Below are 21,376 nucleotides of genomic sequence, written 5' to 3' on the forward strand. Positions count from 1 at the left end.
TACAAATTTTATGGGAACGCTCGAAAACACTATGCTCGAGTCCACACCTTGACCCTATTTCAGTGATGAATACTCTCCATTGAGCCCCCTAATTGGGGTGGGGGACCCTACGTTTCCGTCGTAAATCGGTTATTTTTGATTTAGTAGACTCGGTTTCCTGAAAATACGAGCCAACCACCCCATTCCACCCCACGTTTCCGTCGTAAATTCCGCCGGGAAGTAACACCCCACGTTTCCGTCGTTTCCTGGTTGGATTGCCCACGGAGGAATCCTCGCGCTTTAGCGCAGGGAGGAAGCCAAACCACCCCGGGTTTCCGTCGTAAATTTCGCCGGAAGGTAACACCCCGGATTTCCGTCGTTAATCGTGTATTTTCCTTTTGCCAAATTCTTCACCTGAAATTGTAGTCAAAACAGCACACCCCAGGTTTCCGTCGTAAATCTCGTTTGGGGAACACCCCAGGTTTCCGTCGTTAACCGTCTATCCAACGATCCATCCGAGTGTCTTCGAGAATGGTTTCTCGAACAACTTCTGAATCTTCAATCAAACGATTTTGTAAATGGATACCGCCTTTTTTGCCCATGTTCACCCGTTCTATCTCAAGAATATCCAAGAAAGCCTGTTCTTTGAGGATGTCTCTTACTCGACGAACAGAAAGTTTGTCAATGTCTAATTCTTTGCAAATTGCTTCATACTGTGAATACACTTCGCTAGTCATGAACGCATCTTTATTGGAATTTATATCAAGCTCTGTCAATGCCAGCAACGACGCTTTAGCTTGAGTCGGAGCCCCATCAATCAATTCTCGAAATCGCCCTTTTTCAGCATGTTGCTTGGCCTGCCGAACATGCTCCTCGAGGACCTTATTTGATTCTTCCTCATAGGCAACCTCACCCGCATGACGCAATATGTCAATTGCTTTCCGGGCATCACCATGTTCCTGGGCGCTTAATGCAGCTGCGAGAGGAATAACATCCTCAGTTAAAACTCCATCATGGAACGCATCCTCTCGATTGTACATAATCTCACGAAGTTGATTGGCATCATATGGTTTGAAAAATAGCTCCTTGTGTTGGAAACTACTCTTTACCCGCTCGTTGAGATTTTCTACATATTGAATTTTGTTGCTGATAGCAACAACACCAATGCTAGTATCGATCTTCCCCGCTTCTTCCGCTCGAGACAATTTCATTAACACATTATCATCTTGCATCATATCGATCTCGTCAAGAATTATGATTGTAGAATTATATTGTGAATCCATAATATCCCAAAGCAATTTGTAATATTTCGATGTGCTTAACCCAGTATACGGAACTTCTATTCCTGTTTGATTCTCATCATTCAGAGATTCTGAAAGCGAAGAAATAACCTGGGTCTCCGTTTTGTCTTCGGCACAATCGATATACGCGGTTCCTACCTCAACCCCATCTTCAGCTGCGTTTCGAGCTCGAGAAGAAACGTGTTTAGATACAAGGGATTTTCCAGTCCCGGTTTTTCCATAGATAACAACATTATCAGGTGAATATCCATGGACAGCACCATTTAATCGGGTAGCCAATTTAGATATCTCAGTATCTCGCCCCACAATACGATCGGCTTTGGGAACGTGCCCAATCTTTAGAAGATCCTTGTTCCGAAAAATCGGATCCTCTGAATTAAACAAAGAATCGCTAACGGTGTTTTGATCGGAGGTCATTATGATATTTCTAGGGTTGGAAGCCGAATTCCTATAAAAGTATAGGGTTAACCCACCCCAGGTTTCCGTCGTAAACTAGCCGATTTCAAGGAATAGAGAGTTTATAACGGCTAACTCGGGTGTTTGATATGTTAACCCTGTTTCCGACGTTAACGCTTGTTTAGTTAATACTCACCCACCCCAGGTTTCCGTCGTTAGCTAAGATACAGTAGAAGCGAAGGTCAAAATTTAAAAACTGTCTTATTACAGGTTGTATTGCAGAATCTTAGGCAGATTAAGTTTGAACCACGGTCCTGTATTTCAACGGACGAAACGAAATTCTTCGTTTCGTCAATGAAACGAAGTTAGCTTAATGAGCGATTCTCGTGTAGCCACCTTAAAGTTATGGGTAAGTTACACCTAATGGTAAAAAACCACTTTGCATGATCACAGATTGTTTTTCTTTAACGACGGAAACGTGGGGTGTCTGTCAACATATTTGAACCGCCTTAGAGCAAATGTGATACTCAGCCTATCTCGTCTACAGATTCAAACCTTGGATGGCTACGTTCCTCGAGAATACTAAAACTCTTCAAAAACCACCAAAAACCGAACCGGTTCAGAGGTGGGTGTAGGCAAAGTGAACTACCCCACCCTACTCGGTCACGGCTGACTCCGTTCGCTACTTGAGGACGGGGACTTAGCCTGTGAGAGTTAAATCAATCCAGTAGGTCAACTTGTGTAGATAGATACTCTTGGAGGGCTGTGACTGTCTCCGTTGAAACAGCTGACGCCCCGAAATCACTCCGATACCCGTGCTTGAGTTCCTCACTTTCCAATATCTCTAATCCACGTTCGAGTTGTGCTCGCAGTGCAGCCTTATCCCCTCGTCGCAGGTGGGGTGTGACAGCTTCGAGGTCGGTTTCTTCTGCAACCGCCAGGACGTCTCGAAGGTCTGTTTCGCGACCGCTGTGGAGCTTTGCCGCTACGAGGACCGCACCGTCGATAACTCTCGCCGTGGTCGTTACCGTTCCACCGCTGATTTTTTGTTGGTGACTGTTCTCGTACAAATGACATCCTCCCCGTCGTGAACGACGGGGTTTCCTCCGTGGGAGTCACACCCAGTCTAAGACTCGCCGGAGGCAACATTCCCGTCACGGTGGACAGTACTCGGGTCTGTGCGCTGTTCTTTGGGACTTTCGTGAGAGTGTGGTGACTCCGACCATTCGTGGTCGTCCCACTCGAACCGCACGGGCCGTGCCATCGGCCTGACTGGGTTCTCTGTGTGCCGTCTCAGGAACGTTTCTGACGCCGTGAGGTCAGCGTGGCCCTCGAAGCCACAGGGACAAGTGAGCGTGTCCTGATGCCGTATCGTTCGGTCTGTCGAACCGCATTGCGGGCACTCTTGGCTGGTCCACGCTTCCGACCGGACTTCCACCGAAATACCGTATTCCTCGGCGGTACACGCCAGTCGTTCGGTGAATTGCTTGAACGCCCAGAAGTTGTGGGTCTTGGCGTTGGTTTCGACCGACCAGTGCGTTTCGAGTACGTCGGTCAACCCACCGATATACACCGTGTCCACGCCCTCGGCGTACAGTTGTTCCATCATGTCACGGCACAATGCTTCTTGGGCGTGGTCGCGGCGACGGGTTCGCTTGCGGTACAGCCGCCGGATACGCTCGCTACTGTATCGGCCTTCTTCGAGTTTCGACTGTAACCGGGCGATTTCTCGCGTCGTCTCGCGGAACCGCTGGAACAACTCGCGGCCCTCGTACAGGTATTGCTCGCCGGTCGTCGTGGTACAGGCGACGAGATTGTTCGCACCAATATCCAGAGCGGCCTTCTCGTCGGCCAGTGGAGTGTCCCGTGCATCAGAAACAGTCACGGGTTGCGAAGCTCTGAAGGTGCTGTCTGTCTCGTCGTACCACAGGTCCAATCGGCCCTGTTTCTCGTAGTCGGGCCAATTCGGGTCGCCAGCGATCTCCAGCCGGAGACGCCCGGTGTGGTCGTATCGGTCTTTCAAATCGCTCCCGACCAGTATCTCAAGTCGGGACCACTCGCCCCATTCGACGGTGTATGCGTCTTTTCGGATGACGCCTTTGAGAACGCGGCCATCGTCTTCGTTGCCACGGAATCCCGGCGGCTCCGGGTGTTCCGTGACCGACGTATTTTCGGGGTCGTGGTACTGGTCTTTCAACCGGAAGAACGCCCGCCAGGCTTCGCTGTTTTTGCGAATGACCTGTTGGGCGGTGGACGCGCCGAGAACTCCTTTATATTTGCCATCGAGAGCGCCGGTATTAGCATCCCACACGTCCTCGCCCTCGAAGCCGTCCTCGTCGTTGTACCGCATGAGGCGCTGATAGTTGACTTCGTTCCAGAGAGCGGCGGAAGCGTCCAACAGGTCCCGGAGCAGTTGCTCTCCATCGTCAGAGAGCGGTCGCACGGCGAACGTGTTGGTACGCTTCATGCCACAATTTTTACGTCTCCACGTCAAATAAGTCTTATGAGACATGGCGACTGAAACGCCACTAACCTGCTACATCTGTGGGCAGACCAACGACGACTGGATGACAGTTGAATGATTGGATTGTTTGAGGACCAAGAGGAGGCCCACGAACGCTTCAAAGAAAAGCACGGCACGGAACCGGAAAGTTACCTGTTCGTCTGCCCGAAGTGTGAAGATGAGAATCCCCACCACGCCGAGAACTCTTACGAGAAATACGGGAAATACCAATGAGGCCAGCAATCGACATTTCGTACGGCTTGCACGGACGGCTCAAAGACTACGCAGAAGCGAACGATGTGGACCTTTCGGAAGCCTATGGCGAGGTGTTAGAAGCCGGTCTTGAAGCGTTGGAGACTCAAGACCAGCAGTAACGTGGCGGTACTGTAACCGAGTTTACGCGATTCACGCCCGTCCCCAGAAATCGTAGATTTCTGGTGTGCGAACGAGACGCGAAGCGTCTCGTCAAGGCCGTGAACGGCGGGACTCTCTCTGTTGAAAGGTAGCCGCCGACAAGGACGTACTCGTGCCTCTCTTGAGTGAGTTCCTCGAGCAATTCGATGAGCGCGTCACTTCGGTTGTGGAAACTCATGTTTGTGCCCGTTCCGTCTCCTGGTAAGTGACATCGAGTTCCAGGTCGTCGTACATCCGGTCGAGCATCGCGAGCGCCGATTGGAATTGGGCGTAGTTTTCGCGCATATATTCAATCGTTTCCGATCTCGGGATCACCGGATAGCCTTCGACGTGCTCGATTTCAAGTGATGGTTGTGGATCGATGACAATCTGCAACGGACCTCCGAGTTCGTCTTGGGGCTGCCGCTCGAATCCAGTAGGAAGTTCAAACGACTCGAAAAACGCCTCCCAAGTGTCGACGTCCTGCTCACGAACGGCCAGGAACAGCGGATAGTCGGTGGGGTCGCGACCGACTTGGTAGCCCCCCTGTGTCCACACGTAGACAGCGTCGATGCGGGTGAATGCGAATGGCCAGTCACCGAACTGTGGAAGGACGTAAGCCTCCTCAATGGTTGGTGGACTAACGCTGGCGCTGGCAGCGACGAGCTCGCGAGCTGCATCTCTTACGCGGTCGTCGATGACAGAGAGCCCGTCATCATAGTGAACGTATCCAGCGTCTTCGAGGCGGTTGACGGCCTGTCTTACCGTCTCGTAGGGTGTGTGGAGGTGGTGGGCGACTCGACGGATGGAGTCACCCCTCTCGATAGCGAGGATGACCTGTGCCGCCGTATCGTTGAGAACTTCATACATCTTATAATTACCAATAATCCGGTAACAGTTAAAAGTCTAACTCGAATGGGTCTTAGGCGATTTTATCCGTTTGGGGAGGAAAAAGCCGCCCCGTTCTGCCGACCCTTATGTAACTCCAAAACCAATATACCCCTCTGTCGGTTACATAAGGCTATGGAACACCCGTCAGCGCCCGCCTCTCTGCCGAAATATCTGGCCGAAGGGCTACCCAAGCAAGACGACTCGACGCTTCGCGACACCCAAGCGTACATCGAAGACCTCCTCGAGGCCAGGAATGAACCAATCAAGGAAACCGAACTGCCTGATACCGCAGAAGTCGTAGAGACTGACTCTAAGGGGAAAGGATCGGTTGTCAAGGAAAAAGTGAAATGCGGCGACGAATCCTGTCATTGTGCAGACGGGGAACAGCATGGCCCGTATCTCTACAGATATTGGAAAGAGAACGGCAAAACACGATCTGAATACGTAGGAAAGCCTTGAATCGGCTCTGTTGAAATCCTTTGCAAATGATATATTTCAGTGGCCGTGCTGAATATAGACCTTAGGTTCAGCAAACCGGTATGGAGTAAACTCGGGCAGAACTTCCGTCATCATGTAATTACTGTCGAAAACTGAATAATGAGCGATTCGACGTTTTGAGAACGAACTACCGATTGCCAAAATTGCGTTTGCTCTGTCACCGATTATTGGCCAGGATCGAAAGGTTCGGGTAGTCTTTCCTGCCATAGCAAAACTCCCGTTGGTTGGTATGGACCGAGGCCGGCGTTCGGTCGGCGGTAGATGAATGGCTACAAGAGCTAAATTGACGGAGTCACCGGATATGGTGCGGGTTCCCCGTCATTACCACTCGCTTGAAGCAGTTTCTTCCCATCTATAGTGATTACATACTGCGACGGCCCATCTTGTGGAACCGGGCAGCCCTTGGACATCGGACAAGTATCACACGCAGAACCGGCACAATCGAGATCTTGTAGGTGACCTGCACGAACCTGTGATTCGATAATTGCCTTCACAGCGTCTGGCCGCATTGCTAACTGCTCGGCGATGTCTCTAATCTCGATGCCGCGGTTAACGAATCCGAGTACCTCCTCGTAAACGCTCATTTCCCCTCACCTGCTGCAGTAGGTTCAAACGCTTGCATGCGATATTTAACCACGACAAGTGCGAACAGTCCGAAGATGATCGAGGGGCTATACGGCGGGGCAAATGCGAGGGCGATCTGATCCAATTCTGCAACCCAAACATCGTGGCCACCTGGAATCGCTCCAAGGAACCGACCGAGAAGATCAGTTACGGCAACGATCCAGAGCATCGTCCCCGCAAGCACTGTTACCACCTGATTTCGGCGAGATCCGAGGCCATGCGTTGAACCGTAAAGGAAAAACGCCCCGGCCGATGCGACGATGACGCCACGCCAGAGCAGGTACGTTCCGCTAACACTCAAGACGGAAATCGAAACGGAATTCCCGGAAACGCCGGCCAACAACTGGAGGCTACCGATCAACACCGAGATAATCCCTAATGCCCCGAAGTAAATCTCATCCCAGGATGGCATTTTTAAGCCACCCCCATGATCATCCCAATCAGTCGAAGCAGTCCACCCCAGAGGAACAACGTGACTCCGAGGATTGCAACGGCTCCAACCAGGGTTTTGACGATTCCGAAGCTCGATTTGCCCTCTTTAATCAACATCGCAAAGGTTGCGGCACATGGGAAGTAGATGCTAATCATGACGACTGACATGACTGTCTGGAAGGGTGACAGTCCGACCCCGGTCAATTGCGCCACGGCCAGGTCTTTGCGTATGAACCCTGCAACAAGTCCCGGCACGGTCTCCTTTGGCACCCCAAACCACCCCGTCAGCAACGGCTCGAGCGTCGTTGACAGCCAGTCGATCGCGCCACCCATCCAGAGGACGTTAATCAAACCGACGCCCAGCAACACGAACGGAATAGCCGAGACGAAAAAGCCCCGCATTCGAAGCCACAGTTTTGTCGACACATTCCCAATAGTGGGTTTCCTCATTGGAGGGACGTCCGTAATCAGCTTGGGTGTCTTGCCCGGGAGGAGTTTGTCAAGCACGGCTCCGACGGTGAAAAATCCAATGAGCAGGTAAAGAAGAATGTAGCCGGTGTATTGCGGAATGAGTGAGAGCATGATACCGAGTTGTGCGCCACATGGGATGAACACCGAGAGCAGTGTCATCATCATGAAGCGCTGTTTTTTGGACTCGAGATTCCGAGTCGCTGCAACCCCCGGAACGTTACACCCAAACGAGAGGACCATGGGGATGACCGAGTAACCCTGTAATCCAATTTTCTCGAACACTGTGTCCAGCAAAACGGCGAGACGAGACATATAGCCGGAGTCCTCTAAGATGACGAGGACGAGGTAAAGAGCGAAGATCGCTGGCAAAACGACGCCAATTGCGACGAAAAGTCCGCTGGTGAGCATCCCCCAGGAAACGACGGCTCGCTGAGCTGCTGGATCACCAATGAGTATGAAGTATACCCAACTGCCTTCCCAGGGGAAGACACTCTGAAGCCAGGGTAACCAGTACTCATCGAACAGGGGGACGAAGTAGCCGTCGGTAAAGAATCCCGCAACAGCACCGAAAAAGGCCCAGGCCCCGTACAGTACCGTGACCGCAAATGGAATTCCAAACCACGGGTCGACAAGCAAATCGCCCATAATGTCCGTGAACGAGTCTCTCTGTTCTCTGTACTCTACCGTGTTCGAAACGATTTGATCGACGAGCTCCCACCGTTCGGCCGACCCAAGACCTGAACTCATCCTTCAATCGCCTCCTTTGTGCCCTCCGTGCGTTCTTGTATTGCTGTTAGCGAGGGGGAATGGGCCGCTTCAATACTTTCAACGAGGTCTTTGAGTCCTTCACCAGTTGTTGCGACTGTAGGCACAACTGGCACATCCAAGATGTGTTCAAGGTGCGCGACGTCAATCTGGATGTTCTGTTTGCGAGCCTCGTCGATCATATTTGCTGCGACGGTGACGTCGTACCCGTCATCGATAATTTCGAGGAGCAAATTGAGTCCCCGTTCGATCCGAGTCGCGTCGAGGACACAAACAACAACGGCGTCCGAGTGCTCCTCCAAAATCTCGACAGCCACCTCTTCGGAGGCGTTCTTGGGTGAGAGGGAGAACGTTCCTGGAACGTCAATAACGTCGATCGACTCGCCCTGATATTGAAGCTCACCGTGGGTGTAATCGACCGTCGTTCCGGGATAATTCGATTCAGTGACATTCGATTCACCAAAATTTGGCCAGAATCCCTGTTGCGACCATTTATTTGACCCTACGTTGGAGTCGATATTTCCGGACCCAGTTAATTGGTTGAATAGAGCGCTTTTGCCGACGTTCGGATGACCAACGAGTAATATTGACGGCCTATCACTCATCATCTGTAGCGACATAGATGCGGCGGGCGTGATCCTGACTCAACGATGTCGTACTGTGACCGATCGTTATGGTGATCGGCCCATTGAACGGCTGTTTTGATTGAACGACAAGCTCTTTGCCCGATCGGATCCCCATCTCTCCGAGTTCTTCCCGAAGAGCGTCATCGATGTCTTTGATTCTGCCTCGCTTTTTCCTACCCAATTCATTGAGGCGGCGTCGCTTCCGCTTCCGCTTTCTTCGTCGAGTTTCGCCGTTTTCCTTGCCTGTTATGTTTTTCCGATTCATTTAGTCTCACCTAACTTAGGCAGGCCTAATGTTTTGGAGAGGGCATGATAAACCCAGATGTGTATTCCCATTAATTGGAAATTGTTCTCATGGATCTCCCAAGATAGTGCCATGCAAATCCCGGAAAATACTCAGAGGAGTCGAAAATCCGAGAAACCGATTTTTCTTAATTCAGTATTAAATTTCACAATTTGTGCTCATTCTTATTTGATATATTGGGTGATGTGTCCAACAATTAAGTGTTAATTTTTACAATCATTCGCTGCTGAATTCGCGCCTTGAGTTCAGCACGAGCTTATTGTTAGAACCTGGATGGGATTTTGAGTTGACTGATGAATTTAGAGGATCAAGTCAGCACAGCGGTTTTGATATCAAAGACGCCACCCTCACCACTCGCACAGGTTTCTTGTATATGGACGTGTCGCTGACGACGACTGAGACCGATGGACAGACGAGGTCTTCTCTTAGCCAAGGAATGAAAACAAAGCATAGGACCCCACGAGCGACATCACCGGCGTGATCACCCAGAGTGTCACGACGCGAGCTGCCGCCTCTTGGTGGAACAGGCCTTCGGCGGATAGTTTTTCCGGGTCTTTTTCGCCGATATTAGACACTCTATCCCCGGATGCGTGCTGCCTGTCCGGGTCAGGAGTCTCGCCTTCAGCGAGTTCGCCCACAGTCGGGCCCGCAGCGACCTCCTTTTTACCTTCAACTGGGTGAAGTTTCAGGGCACCAGTCGTGAACTTTGGAGCGGATTCATCGGCAGGGGACTGTGTGACTAATTCTGCGAGCGTCCGCGCTCGGCTTGCACGGCCCCACCCGAGCCCAATGATACAACTGGTCGTGCTTACGGCGAGACTGGCTGGAATTCCGAGCCACGAGAGGACGGTGATAATCGTCGCACCCACGGTCGAAACAATGAGCGCTGCCAGAATCGGCATCTCCGTAATATCGTTGCCAACGGTTGCCAGCGTCCGCCGCGCAATTGTGAAGCCGCCCACACTGATGGCCCCGACTGCAAGGAGAATCGCCGGGCTGGAGTCAATGGAACCGTTGCCGACAAGCGGGGCGACTGCGTTCGCCGCGTTCGAGGCTCCGGCGCTGAACCCCATATAGCAGGCAATTGCCACTACAAGCGCCGACCCGAACAGATCCCGAGGTGCCACGTTATCGTTGATCGATAGCCGTGGGAGGCTCCCCTGGGTATCGATTGCGATCAACGGGTTCGTGAGGCGACCAAATTCGAATATGGCGTCGAGGTGCGGGTACAGATATCTGCCGATAAACACACCTGTGAAGACAGCGATCAGTGGGGAGACGATCCATGCCGACAGGATGGTAAACATCAGGGCAGTGTTGAGCGTCGCCGTTGCTAATCCGAGTCCGACGATTGCTGCGACGGCTGTCATCGAGGTTGACGCCGGAACACCGTAGACGTTCGAGATCAGGAGTGCGAGACCGGTAAAAAAGAGGACGCCAACGCTCGCTTCGGGGGTAAAGGCGGTTGCATCGACGATTTCGGTACTCATCGTCGTGATGACCTTCCGCCCAATCGTCCACGCTCCGAGGAACGCGAATACGGTAAACAGGGCTCCGGCGGTGACTTTTCTGACGGCCCGGCTACCGACTGCCGGACCGAAGGCAACAGCGGTTGATGACCCCCCGATATTGTACCCGACGAACACCGCCACCAGCAATCCCACGAGAATTAGTAATTCTGCCACGTCCGTGTGCTCAGTTCGCACGCGAAAAAATAGTGACGTTTCGCTGCTGAACTATTGGCTACGAGCGATAGACGCACTAACACGAAAATTTCGCACTTGACAACTGAAGTCCCACTGATCTCTACCGATTCGTCTTCACACGGGTTGCTCAAAGATCAGTGACCGATATGCGCTATCTATTCAGCAAGCTTTGTTTGTACCTATTCAGATAGTAAACGAAAACAATTGCTGGTAAGAGGGCCTGTACCGCCAGAAAGTCGGTATCAAATCCCTAAGAATCCCTTTTTCTTGCGCCTTTAAACCATACATTCAGCAGTCCACCGAGGAACTCTTCGATAGCTACCACAAGAGTAGATGTGTACAGAGTGAGATTCTGTGGGCGTCCGAATTCTGATGGAAAACAGTTCGAGGGGATCGTTATTCTGTTTCGAGGGCGTCGTAGATGTCGCGGTTGGCATCGCGGTCTGCGGCAGCGACCCGGCGGACGAGTTCCTGGCGGATGTCCGCCATAACCTCGTCCAGTGGGGATGTCGGTTCCGTTCCTTCCTCCGTCGCCATATCTCTTGATTGGTCGTGAATGTGGTTAATCATTTGGGTCCTCCCGGTTGGTTAGTTCGTCAAGTCCATACTGGATGAGGTCCGCTCGCCAGGTCTCTATTGCCCCGGGCAGGTCGATCGATTCAGTGTGGGATTTCAGATACTGGATGACGGTGTCTTGTTCGACAGTTCTCTGATCGGTGCCGAACTGCTTGAGGATGGTCCGAATCTCGTCGTCGTACGTGAAGCGGTATCCGTTCAAGAAGTAGAATGCGGCAGTGGTGTTGAGTGCGGTACGCTTGTTGGCATCAACGAATGGGTGGTTCGCCACGAGGAGGCGGAGAAGATGGTACGCTTTCACGTGAATTGTCTCAGGTGTTGTGTCGAAACTCCCCTCCTCGATGTATTGGAGTGCAAACTCGATATCCCCACGCCGCTGTACCCCCGGGTTTGTCTCGGTGTACTCCGAGACGATCTCCGCATGGATGTTGAGGACATCCTCGACTGACGGATACCAGAAGTCAGTCATTACCAAAGCGTCATTCGAAACGGGTGTAATCTTTTCCATACTCCGCGGGTCTGCTCCAATACTCGCTGCTGCATTCGCGCCTTCAATTCACGTATGGGAAAATCTGCTATGTAGAATTATCCAGCCCGGTTGCAAGATTCTTTCGCCCAACTCGATAATTCGTCAAACAAATGTGCCAATCACTAGAGGGCGGTTTGATTTGTTAGCCTACGACTGACCAGTGGCGGCTTCGTGAATTCCAGAGCTATTGCTCCCGCTCCCTCCAACCGGCCGCTCTGCAACCGCTCAGATACCGCTATGCCGAGACGCCTGGTGGGTTGTACACCTCTCCCCGATCCAACATGTGATAGATCGACACCAGCAGCTTCCGGGCAGTCGCTACCGCGGCAGTCTGGCTGTTCTTTCGCCGTTCGATTCGGTGATAGAACCGGCTCAGATACGGGTCTTCGACCGTGTGGACCGCACTATGGACGGCCTGCACGAGCAGCCATCTGACTTTTCCTGGCCCTTTCTTCGAGATGCCACCCTCAAACTGGGAATCGCCTGACTCCCGGACTACCGGGTTCAGCCCCACATACCGCACTACCTCCTTGGCTTTGTCAGATCGGTCAATGTCTCCGAGTTCCGCATAGATCACCAGCGACGTGTAGTGGCTCACACCAGGAATCGTCATGAGGAGCCGCGTCGCTCGAAGTCCTTCCGCTCGTTCCTCGATTCGTTTGTCGAGATCGTCGATCTCCTCGGTGAGTGTCTCGATGACCGACAGATACGACGACAATAACTCGTCCCACGGTTCAGGGAGTGACAGCCCTTCGAGGTACTCACGGCCCTGTTGGGTCAGCGGCTTCACCTCCTGGGTGATGCCGTTGTCCAGAAGCAACGAGTGGATCTTGTTGGCGTACTTGGTTCGTTCCTGGAGCAGGCTGATCCGAGCAGCGGGTCGCAATCACACGAGCGACAGCTGTAGCGGTTCACGCCTTTCCGCAAGGGCGGCGAGAGAGTAGCCGGAGTCGGCTGCTTGCTAAGGATTAGTGACACCATTGGAAAAACGCATACGGTGACCAGAGGAATTATGACAAAACCTCCCATATATTCAGACGGCGGGATTCTCAGCAATGGACCAGTCAGCAGCGCGCGGTCTAAGCCGCTGAATAGAACTCGGTCTCTTGTGCCCCATGCTTGGCCTTTCACCCAGCTACGGGAGCAGATTTTCCCATCGAGTCAGCAAAAGCCCATTGTATCTTTTTAGATAATAACCAAAACGGACTGCAAGATAGAGACCTTCTATTCAGCAGCAAACTCGACATCAGTAATCTCGAATCGTGCGCCGCCATCGGCTCCTTCCGTCACATGGAGGTTCCAGTCGTGTGCATCAACGATTTGTTTTACAATACTTAATCCGAAGCCAGTGCCGTCTTCGGTCGTCGAGTAACCGGTTTCGAATATGTCCTCCCATGCTTCCGGAGGGATACCAGGGCCATCATCTTCGACGTAGAAACCTTCCGCCAACGCTCCGACTGTCACAGTAACGTCCTCGCCACCGTGATCTATCGCGTTTCGAATCAAGTTTTCGAAGACCTGTTCCAAGCGGCTTTCATCAGCCTGCACGGTTCGCTCAATATCGGCGACCAGCGTGTTGCCAGCCGTCTCGACGTTTGCCCAGCAGCCTTCCACCACTGAATCAAGGTCAACTGGGTTAGTGTCAGCGATAACTTCTCCCTCGCGGGCCAGTGTGAGGAGATCCTCAATCAACATCGCCATCCGGTCGTGGGCACGTTCGATGGCGTCGAGGTGTTCGCTGTCACAGTCCTCAGCAGCGAGATCCAGGCGGCCGCTAGCGACGTTAAGCGGATTCCGAAGGTCATGGGAAACAATATTGGCGAATTTTTCTAGTTGCCGCTCGCGATTTTTCTGCTCGGTGACGTCGGTGGCGATACCACAGGTGGCGTATACGGAGCCATTTTCAAACAGCGGGACGATGCGGGTGAGGAAGTGTATCGGGCCGTCGTCCGTCTCGACGGTTTCTTCGATCTCGACCGGTTCCTCCGTTTCATAGACTCGTTGATCATTTTCTTGAAATTTTCCAGCCACTTCTGCCGGAAGCAAATCTGCGAACCGCTTCCCGGCGACCTTGACATCGTCAGGAATGTCGAACAGGTCTCGATGGTATTGATTCATATACATATACTCGCCATCTTCATTTCGAATCCACATCGCCCCCTCAACGCTGTCGATGACATTCTGTATCTGTTCCGTGCGATTCTGCAGTTCCTGCTCTCGTTCCTTTCGCTCACCGATATCCGTAGTCGTCACGAAGACACGTGAGTAATCATCGTTCGCGGATTCGGGAACATAGACATTGAGAAGTTCATCTCGTCGATCGCCTTGCAATGTCTTGGACACCGTTTCTGCGCGAAACCGTGTCTCACCGTTGGCTATAGCGGCGAATTCCGCGGCGATGATCTCGTATGCAGTCTCGGTTAATGTTTCCTCAAAATTCGCCATCAGTTCTTCTTTCGAGTTGGCCGCAAAGTAATCTACAGCTGTTTGATTCACACCAATAATTTCAGCGGTTCTCAACAAATCTTTGAGTATAGATGGATTCTCCCGAAGGTATTGCTCGACTGAATCGGTTTCTGCGCTTAGCTCGTCTAAACGTTGCTTCGTAGTCGACAAATCTTCTTCCCAGATCACCAGCGGATTTTCTTCAAATAATGACTCGTATCGTTCTTTGAGTTTCTTTAGTTCCTTTTCCTGTTCCTTTCGCTCGGTAATATCCTGAATCGTTCCCCGTATTCTAACGATCTCGCCATTCATATATTGCGGTTCGCCACGAGTCCGGACCCACCTTTTAGCTCTAACTTCGTCAACCACTCGCAACTCTAAATCGTAACCCTTCCCCTCCTCTATTGCTTTTTGGAACGCAGTACGGATAGTTGGCCGATCTTCTGGGTGATAATATTCGAATGATTTCGCCGCACTCATGTTCTCCTCTGGAGAGAGACCATGGATTTTCAGCACTTCCTCAGAATTATAGAATGTCTCGGTCTCGATATCGTACTCCCAGGCACCAACTGTGGCGATATCCTGGGCCTTTCTGAACAGGTCGTTCTGGCGTTCAATGTGCTGAGTTGCCCGGTACCTTTCGACAGCGTTCACCACACGGTTTGCCAGGATGCCGTACTGTTCAGTCCCACTCTCTTTTTGGAGGTAATCAGTCACGCCTGAACTGATCGCGTCACTGGCAACCTCTTCGGAACCCTTCCCTGTATAGAGAATAAACGGGAGATCTGGCCGATCTTCGCGAACGGTTTCGAGAAACTCAATCCCACTCTGGCCAGGCATATCATAGTCAGAAATAATGCAGTCAACGTCCGTGTCAGAGAGTGATTCGAGACCAGCGCTGGCACTGGTCGCGGTCTGGACAGAAATCCGGTCGTCTTCTCGTTCCAAAAAGTCGGCCACAAGCTCAGTCAAATTCAGCTCATCATCGACATGAAGAACGTGGATTTTCTCAGTCGTGGTGCTCATCAACCCCCCTCTCATATTTATTTGTTACGAGACCGAGTCTTAAACAGTGCCGGTCTTGAGTGGTTTCTTTTGCTGAATTCGCGCCGTCTATTCACCACTAATCGATTGTACCTATTCAGATAGTAACGAAAACGGACTGCAAAATAGAGACCCTCTATTCAGCAGTGAACTCAACGCCAGTAATCTCGAAGCGTGCCTCACTCTCGGAACCTTCGGTAAGACGAATATCCCAATCGTGGGCTTCCATGATCTGTTTTCGATGGATAATCCGAGTCCGGTCCCTTCTTCGCTTCCTGAAAATCCAGATTCCCATACGTCCTCGCTCTCTTTCAGGGGGATTGCAGGGCCGTAATCTTCCACGCAAACCCACCAGGCAATAAACTAACCCTGTATGAACCCGGTTGTCTCAAAAAGAGAAGAGGCTAACTATTTCAGCACTTCCTCTGTTCGGATGGGAGGGGTCTCTTTATCCTGATGGAGCAATGGGTACATTCAGTCTTTCTACCAATTACCTTCGTTGAGAAGTGACAGCCATCAAAAAGAATACAGGGTCATGTATAGTTACAGCAATAATTCAAACTAAGTCAAAATGATATAGTAGAAACGGCCCAATTATTCTATTTCGACTTCCGAAGTTAATATCACCTGGTCATCAAGGACAATCCGGACCGTGTAATCCCCCAGTGGACCAGTGTTCGAGAACCAATTCCCATCACTTTGTTTTAATTCTTCGTTATTGATTGGGACAGTTTGTCCCGCGGAAATAGAACTGGTAGTATAGTTATACTCATTGGTTCCGTCTAAAATGACCTCAGCCCCTGACGGGATATCATCGCCTCCGTTGTGGGAGATGACAATCACGTTAGTAGCCGTATCACTTGTTGGATCCTCAGCGGGAGCATCACTGACCTCTAAACTAGCCTGCGGTGCCTGTTCAATATCCCCACCAATTCCAAGCACGAAGGAGCCGATCACGGCGGCCAAAATGACAGTAATTGCAACCATCAGTATGACCCCTATGACAGGCGATACGCCCCGATCATCGAGTTGTTGTTTTATGGATTCGATCATTGTTAGACCTCCAGTTCGGCGATTATTTTATCAGACGGATTATGAACTATTTTTAACGGGTCATCTACAGGAGTAGTTAAATCCCAAGAACCGCCAGGATCTAAACTTTCACCCGAGTGGCTAGTGACGAAAATGGCATCCGCATTTTTAATGTTATCATAAGCAATGGAATCTCCCCCCTGATGCACGAGTTCAAGACCTGAATCGGTGCTATCAATAGTCAAACTAGCCTGCGGTGCCTGTTCAATATCCCCACCAATTCCAAGCACGAAGGAGCCGATCACGGCGGCCAAAATGACAGTAATTGCAACCATCAGTATGACCCCTATGACTGGTGATACACCTCGTTCGCTTTGTAGTGAATCTGGAAGTTTCATGTTTTGTGTTTCGACGGACTTTGTGTGGACGACTTCCATCCCACTTTGACCTTAACGATTATTAACGGATGCAGAGTTATAAATGTACGTCAGACGTACGGGAACATCCAACATGGCATGTAATATATGAATTTGAAAAACCCTGTTCAACTTGCGACCCCGAAGGAATTCGCCCGTACCTATGAAGCCCATGAAAGACCATGGACGGTAGTAAAGCAATACAATAGGCATCTTGAACTCACCGCAGCAAACCCGAACCTGGGGAGTACGGCTATTGCCCGAAAATTAGCTGACGAGTTTGACTATCAGTGCCCTCGGGGCCGAGTCCGCACATGGATGGAGGGTGGAGCGCCTGATGCAGTCCATGGGATTCAGGCAGCGGATTCCAGAGGCTGGCTTTCGCTCACCTATGACTCACCCGTTTTTGAACAGGGACTCAACAATTTGGTGGCGTGGATACTAAGTGGCGGTTCTATAGCAAGAAATTTCGAACCACATTTTGCCGTCGGCCGAGCAGAAGACGCTGATCTGCTTTCCGATTTCTTCTCCGAGATAAGTAATGAATATCAGATATCGGACCGACCAATGAAAAGAGCTGATGAGGCTGTGCCCTCTGAGAACGGTGCCGTTTTAGGCCGTGTCCTACACATATTGGGAGTACCCACAGGTGAGAAAGCACAGCAAACCCTATCTCTACCATCTTATCTTCATCAAGCACCGAAACCTATTATTAAAAAATTTGCGGGTGTGTATATTAACAACAGAGGAACTAAAGGCCGTTCTCAAAATATTTTGAAAATGCGCGAAAAGCGTAATGATGAGTATTTAGATGAATTGATTATGTTATTTCGTTCTGTTTTGAACTCCAAATCGATAACCCGATCGGGGAAAAATATAATTTTCTCAAATGAAGCCAAATCAATAGTCGAAACTCAACTACCTTATACAAAATCCGATTTGTGAAATTGGTATTCTCGGCTTGATGGTTTCGGAAATTGTATTGCAACCGTAATTTGGGAACGTGCGATGATATACCTCGATTTTCGAAATGGTTTTGGTGGGCCTTGTTTAGACGATCAAATTCGAGCAGACTAGAGGCTGTACTACTGTTATCAGGATTCTAGTAGCTCCGGAGAAATACCAAATTTACTAGGAAGTGAAGCGAGACGGCTTTGGTGTGCTAACAAAGACCGCTCGCTTCACAAAGAAGGTAGTATCGCTTGCACAAAAATCCGTCGTTGGTCAGCCAGATCCAGCTTATCGACCGGGAAAATATGGCTACGCTGACTGGGTAATTCTCGCCATTCAGGGCTTGAAGGAGTATCTAGGCCATCAATACAGGAAACTGATGGATGTTCTCAGGGAGATGCCGAGAATAACGAATATGCTCGGTTTAACGCCTGAAACCGTTCCCCATTTTTCAACAGTTTGTACTAGAAAACAAGACATTCCGATGAAACGCTGGAGAGCGATTCTCGATTATTCAATCAAGCCGTACGATCTTGGAGAGGTCCAGGCTATCGACGCAACGGGTGTTGATCGGATCCAAGCTAGTCAACATTACGCGAAACGAACCGATTACACATTTGAAGCAGTCAAAACTTCCGTACTTATCGATTGCAAGACAAGTGCAATCCTAGATATACATTGTTCAATGAAACAACCGCACGATACGCAGGTTGGTTTACAAGTTCTTGTGCGGAATTTGGACGATCTGAGTGCTGTCGCAGCTGATAAAGGATATGACTGGGATGTTTTACGGACGAGGCTTCGAGCAGAAGGTATCAAACCGCTAATTCCGACACGAGTGAAAGATCTGATGGGATATGCACAAAATCTGTTGATTGAGGATCGCGAGTATCATCTTCGTTCAAACGCTGAATCGGTGTTTTTCGGTTTACGTCGTCGGTACGGTGATACGTTGTGGTCGAGAACTTGGTTCGGCCAATTCCGCGAACTTGTCATGAAATGTGCGGTCCGAAACATCGAACGTACCATTGAGGGTTCTAACCGGTGAAATCAGTCGTCTAAACACCTATGAAAGGCTGCTATTTCGACAGACCAACCCATTGAGGTTAATTCTTCGGGTGGAGCGAAAATCACTGGGTCATCAATACGGGAAGTCAACAGAATGCGGTGGATTCTGCTACTTGAGAAGCCGACAGGCGGAGGGATATCTTTGCCGGAGCTGTTGCTCACGAAACGCCTTCCATCGGGTTCTTTGAGACGGTCACCTCAGGCGGTCACGCCAGGTGGGTCGTACACCTCCTTTCGGTCGAGCATGTGGTATATCGAAACGAGTAGTTTACGAGCAGTAGCGACAATCGCGACCTGATGGTTCTTCTTCCGCTTCAAGCGGGCATAGAATCGACCAAGATACGGATCATTCACCTGATTCACTGCGACATTTGCACACTGGACGAGGATCCAGCGCAGTGGCTTGCTCCCTTCCTTCGAAATCCCGCCTTCGGTTCGACTGTCTCCTGATTCCCTCACAACCGGATCTAACCCTGCATAGCTCACGAGTTCGGCCGACCGGTCGAAACGATCAATCTCACCAATTTCTCCCACGATCAAGACTGATGAGTAGAAACTCACACCTGGAATCGTCATCAAGCGTTGTGTCTCTTCGAGCGAGACAGCGGTCTCTTCGATGATCGACTCTAACTCCTTGATCTGTTCGGAGAGTGTTTCGATCACTGCCAAGAACGAATCCAGAAGTGTTCGGCCAACCGGCGAGAGATCAAGATTGTCAGATTGGAGTTTTTCTCGCCCTTTGACACTGAAAGGGTCCCAGTCGTACTTGATACCGTATTTGTCGAGAAGTGAGTGGACTTCGTTCTTGAAGTCGGTCCGTTTCTCGACAAGCCGTTTACGGCCACGAGCGAGCGAACGGAGTTCACGAATATCCTTTGGCGGGACGTAGCTTTCTGCCACCATTCCGGCTCGGCAGAGTTGGGCGAGAAGTTTCGCGTCCAGCCGGTCGTTTTTCACCTCGGCAGTCCCAATCGCCTTCGTTTGGCGGGGATCAGCTACGTGAACATCCAACTGCTCGCTGAGTGTGTCGTAGATTGAGTAGTAATTACCCGTGGCTTCAAAGGCTGCTTTCGACCCGGCGTAGGCCTCGGCTAAGTCGTCGAACTGGTCGTTTTCAAGCCGCTGTTCCGCGACTAACTCGCCGCTCTCATCCAAGACAGCGATCTGCGAGTCACGTTTATGGACATCGATACCCAGGTAGTACATGGCTGCCTCTGGAGTGGAAGTGCGTGGAGGGAGCCACACCTATTCGGGCTGAGCGACCGGGTCCTTCCAGGGGACGGTCGCTTTCCCACGATGGAGCTTCCTTGGCACCACGGCCAATCAAGGCCACGCGCTGTAGTGCGCCGTTTAGACATCGGCCTTTGCCACCCCGTTCGTTCCTCCACGCGCCGGGGATTTGCAGTCTTTCATTCCATCAAGGCCGTTTTGGTGAATTCGCGCCTTCTATTCAGCACGAGACATCTATCAACTACTGAGGATTTCAACAAAGCTTCTGAATCTTCTTTTCCAGTGACGAATATTTTTTGTAACACCTACTCAATCAGAGATGTATGTAAGACCTGACAGGGTTTCAGCGGGACCTACTGTACACGATATCGGGATTAGATATGCCACGAGGCCTCGAGATCAAGGATGAATTAGAGAAAGTCTACGAAGGTGAGATCCATCACGGACGACTCTATCCCAACCTTGACACACTCGTTACAAAGGGGCTCGTCGACAAAGGGACGATCGACAAACGGACGAACTCTTACGAATTAACCCGGCGAGGACGTCGAGAAATCGAAGCCAGACGGGAATGGGAAAACGAATATCTCTGAAACCCCACTTAGTCGATATATTCATATATTAAGATAGCCAATAATTGACACAGGAAATGGAATACACGGTCAACGGGACGCCTGTAACACCTGTTCGTCGACGTAACACACTCAAGTCCCGGATCCGTGAGAACGTCATTCCCAATATTCCAGCTGACAACTGGCAAGAAACCTCAGATCCGCTTCCTTTCCAGCGCGACACCTCGATCCAAACGATCGTTGCGAATCTTTTCGAGTTTACAACGGGGAGCTCCAGGACGAACGCAGTCTACGTCCTCGAGTGCATCCATACGAAAAACCATCAACAGACGGCAGCCGTCGATCTCGGCAAGCCCAAAAAGCAATGGCGTGGGAAAGTCGACGGCGCCGACAGACTCCTCTACGTCGGTGTCACGGCGAACTTGCTTCGACGTATGGATCAGCACTTCAACGACGCTCGAGGCGAAGCAGCGCACTTCACAACCGTTTTCCCTCCGATCAGGATCCTCGACGTCGAATGGTATTCCTCCTACCATCGTGCCGAAAAGGCAGAGATCCTCACGGCCAAACTCCTTCGCGAGGAATTCCCGAAGGATTTCATAGCTCAACCAGGATGACATCAGT

Annotated in this window: 20 protein-coding genes and 2 pseudogenes; 5 read left to right on the forward strand and 17 right to left on the reverse strand. The window is 50.9% G+C overall.

Annotated features, from left to right (window positions below; genetic code table 11):
- Positions 1-470 precede the first annotated feature (470 nt).
- From RH831_RS11070 to RH831_RS11085, 4 genes and pseudogenes are all read right to left on the reverse strand, one after another.
- Complete coding sequence (locus RH831_RS11070) at positions 471-1,697, reverse strand: orc1/cdc6 family replication initiation protein (protein ID WP_310554266.1); 1,227 nt, start codon at positions 1,695-1,697, stop codon at positions 471-473.
- Between the two features lie 698 nt (positions 1,698-2,395).
- A pseudogene (locus RH831_RS11075) lies at positions 2,396-2,749 on the reverse strand (hypothetical protein); the annotation flags it as partial.
- 53 nt (positions 2,750-2,802) lie between these two features.
- Positions 2,803-4,143, reverse strand: coding sequence for a transposase (locus tag RH831_RS11080; protein ID WP_310554267.1), 1,341 nt, complete (start codon positions 4,141-4,143; stop codon positions 2,803-2,805).
- 624 nt (positions 4,144-4,767) lie between these two features.
- Positions 4,768-5,442: a helix-turn-helix domain-containing protein gene (locus RH831_RS11085; RefSeq protein ID WP_310554268.1), complete on the reverse strand. Its 675-nt coding sequence runs from the start codon at positions 5,440-5,442 to the stop codon at positions 4,768-4,770.
- A gap of 153 nt (positions 5,443-5,595) precedes the next feature.
- Between RH831_RS11085 and RH831_RS11090 the strand changes: the two genes are divergently transcribed.
- Complete coding sequence (locus RH831_RS11090) at positions 5,596-5,922, forward strand: DUF6788 family protein (protein WP_310554269.1); 327 nt, start codon at positions 5,596-5,598, stop codon at positions 5,920-5,922.
- 317 nt (positions 5,923-6,239) lie between these two features.
- Here RH831_RS11090 and RH831_RS11900 read toward each other — a convergent pair whose 3' ends face one another.
- The 12 genes and pseudogenes from RH831_RS11900 to RH831_RS11145 form a co-directional block, all read right to left on the reverse strand.
- Entirely contained in the window at positions 6,240-6,545 is a 306-nt protein-coding gene (locus RH831_RS11900; RefSeq protein ID WP_396275476.1) for a FeoC-like transcriptional regulator, read from the reverse strand.
- Positions 6,542-6,997, reverse strand: coding sequence for a hypothetical protein (locus tag RH831_RS11095; RefSeq protein WP_071933115.1), 456 nt, complete (start codon positions 6,995-6,997; stop codon positions 6,542-6,544). Before RH831_RS11095 ends, RH831_RS11900 begins: the two co-directional genes overlap by 4 nt.
- A 2-nt stretch (positions 6,998-6,999) precedes the next feature.
- Positions 7,000-8,235, reverse strand: coding sequence for a nucleoside recognition domain-containing protein (locus RH831_RS11100; RefSeq protein WP_310554270.1), 1,236 nt, complete (start codon positions 8,233-8,235; stop codon positions 7,000-7,002).
- Positions 8,232-8,873, reverse strand: coding sequence for a FeoB small GTPase domain-containing protein (locus RH831_RS11105; RefSeq protein ID WP_310554271.1), 642 nt, complete (start codon positions 8,871-8,873; stop codon positions 8,232-8,234). Before RH831_RS11105 ends, RH831_RS11100 begins: the two co-directional genes overlap by 4 nt.
- The gene (locus tag RH831_RS11110) at positions 8,851-9,144 is read right to left on the reverse strand and encodes a FeoA family protein (RefSeq protein ID WP_310554272.1); all 294 of its coding nucleotides are present in this window, start codon (positions 9,142-9,144) and stop codon (positions 8,851-8,853) included. The genes RH831_RS11105 and RH831_RS11110 overlap by 23 nt, the downstream gene beginning before the upstream one ends.
- A gap of 464 nt (positions 9,145-9,608) precedes the next feature.
- Positions 9,609-10,868, reverse strand: coding sequence for an anion permease (locus RH831_RS11115; protein WP_310554273.1), 1,260 nt, complete (start codon positions 10,866-10,868; stop codon positions 9,609-9,611).
- A gap of 417 nt (positions 10,869-11,285) precedes the next feature.
- Positions 11,286-11,426 (reverse strand): hypothetical protein, encoded by a 141-nt coding sequence (locus tag RH831_RS11120; RefSeq protein WP_310554274.1) that lies wholly within the window; start codon positions 11,424-11,426, stop codon positions 11,286-11,288.
- A gap of 25 nt (positions 11,427-11,451) precedes the next feature.
- On the reverse strand, positions 11,452-11,934 hold the full coding sequence (locus RH831_RS11125) for a type II toxin-antitoxin system death-on-curing family toxin (RefSeq protein ID WP_310554275.1): 483 nt from the start codon (positions 11,932-11,934) through the stop codon (positions 11,452-11,454).
- 295 nt (positions 11,935-12,229) lie between these two features.
- Positions 12,230-12,865: pseudogene (locus RH831_RS11130) on the reverse strand (IS110 family transposase); the annotation flags it as partial.
- A gap of 353 nt (positions 12,866-13,218) precedes the next feature.
- Positions 13,219-15,465 (reverse strand): PAS domain-containing protein, encoded by a 2,247-nt coding sequence (locus RH831_RS11135; protein ID WP_310554276.1) that lies wholly within the window; start codon positions 15,463-15,465, stop codon positions 13,219-13,221.
- A 612-nt stretch (positions 15,466-16,077) separates the two neighbouring features.
- Positions 16,078-16,536: a type IV pilin N-terminal domain-containing protein gene (locus RH831_RS11140; RefSeq protein ID WP_310554277.1), complete on the reverse strand. Its 459-nt coding sequence runs from the start codon at positions 16,534-16,536 to the stop codon at positions 16,078-16,080.
- Positions 16,537-16,538: 2 nt separating this feature from the next.
- Complete coding sequence (locus RH831_RS11145; RefSeq protein ID WP_396275477.1) at positions 16,539-16,952, reverse strand: type IV pilin; 414 nt, start codon at positions 16,950-16,952, stop codon at positions 16,539-16,541.
- 297 nt (positions 16,953-17,249) lie between these two features.
- Between RH831_RS11145 and RH831_RS11150 the strand changes: the two genes are divergently transcribed.
- Positions 17,250-17,876, forward strand: a complete 627-nt coding sequence (locus RH831_RS11150; protein WP_310554278.1) for a hypothetical protein — start codon at positions 17,250-17,252, stop codon at positions 17,874-17,876.
- Between the two features lie 193 nt (positions 17,877-18,069).
- On the forward strand, positions 18,070-18,930 hold the full coding sequence (locus RH831_RS11155; protein WP_310554279.1) for an IS5 family transposase: 861 nt from the start codon (positions 18,070-18,072) through the stop codon (positions 18,928-18,930).
- A 218-nt stretch (positions 18,931-19,148) separates the two neighbouring features.
- On the opposite strand, the gene RH831_RS11160 is transcribed toward RH831_RS11155, so the two are convergent.
- Positions 19,149-20,156, reverse strand: a complete 1,008-nt coding sequence (locus RH831_RS11160) for an IS110 family transposase (protein ID WP_310554280.1) — start codon at positions 20,154-20,156, stop codon at positions 19,149-19,151.
- Between the two features lie 404 nt (positions 20,157-20,560).
- Here RH831_RS11160 and RH831_RS11165 point away from each other — a divergent pair, with 404 nt between their 5' ends.
- Both RH831_RS11165 and RH831_RS11170 read left to right on the forward strand, forming a co-directional pair.
- On the forward strand, positions 20,561-20,773 hold the full coding sequence (locus tag RH831_RS11165) for a helix-turn-helix transcriptional regulator (protein WP_310554281.1): 213 nt from the start codon (positions 20,561-20,563) through the stop codon (positions 20,771-20,773).
- 56 nt (positions 20,774-20,829) lie between these two features.
- Positions 20,830-21,369: a GIY-YIG nuclease family protein gene (locus RH831_RS11170; protein ID WP_310554282.1), complete on the forward strand. Its 540-nt coding sequence runs from the start codon at positions 20,830-20,832 to the stop codon at positions 21,367-21,369.
- The last annotated feature ends 7 nt before the right edge of the window (positions 21,370-21,376 follow it).

The organism is Halodesulfurarchaeum sp. HSR-GB (genome assembly GCF_031432215.1).
GTDB lineage: Archaea > Halobacteriota > Halobacteria > Halobacteriales > Halobacteriaceae > Halodesulfurarchaeum.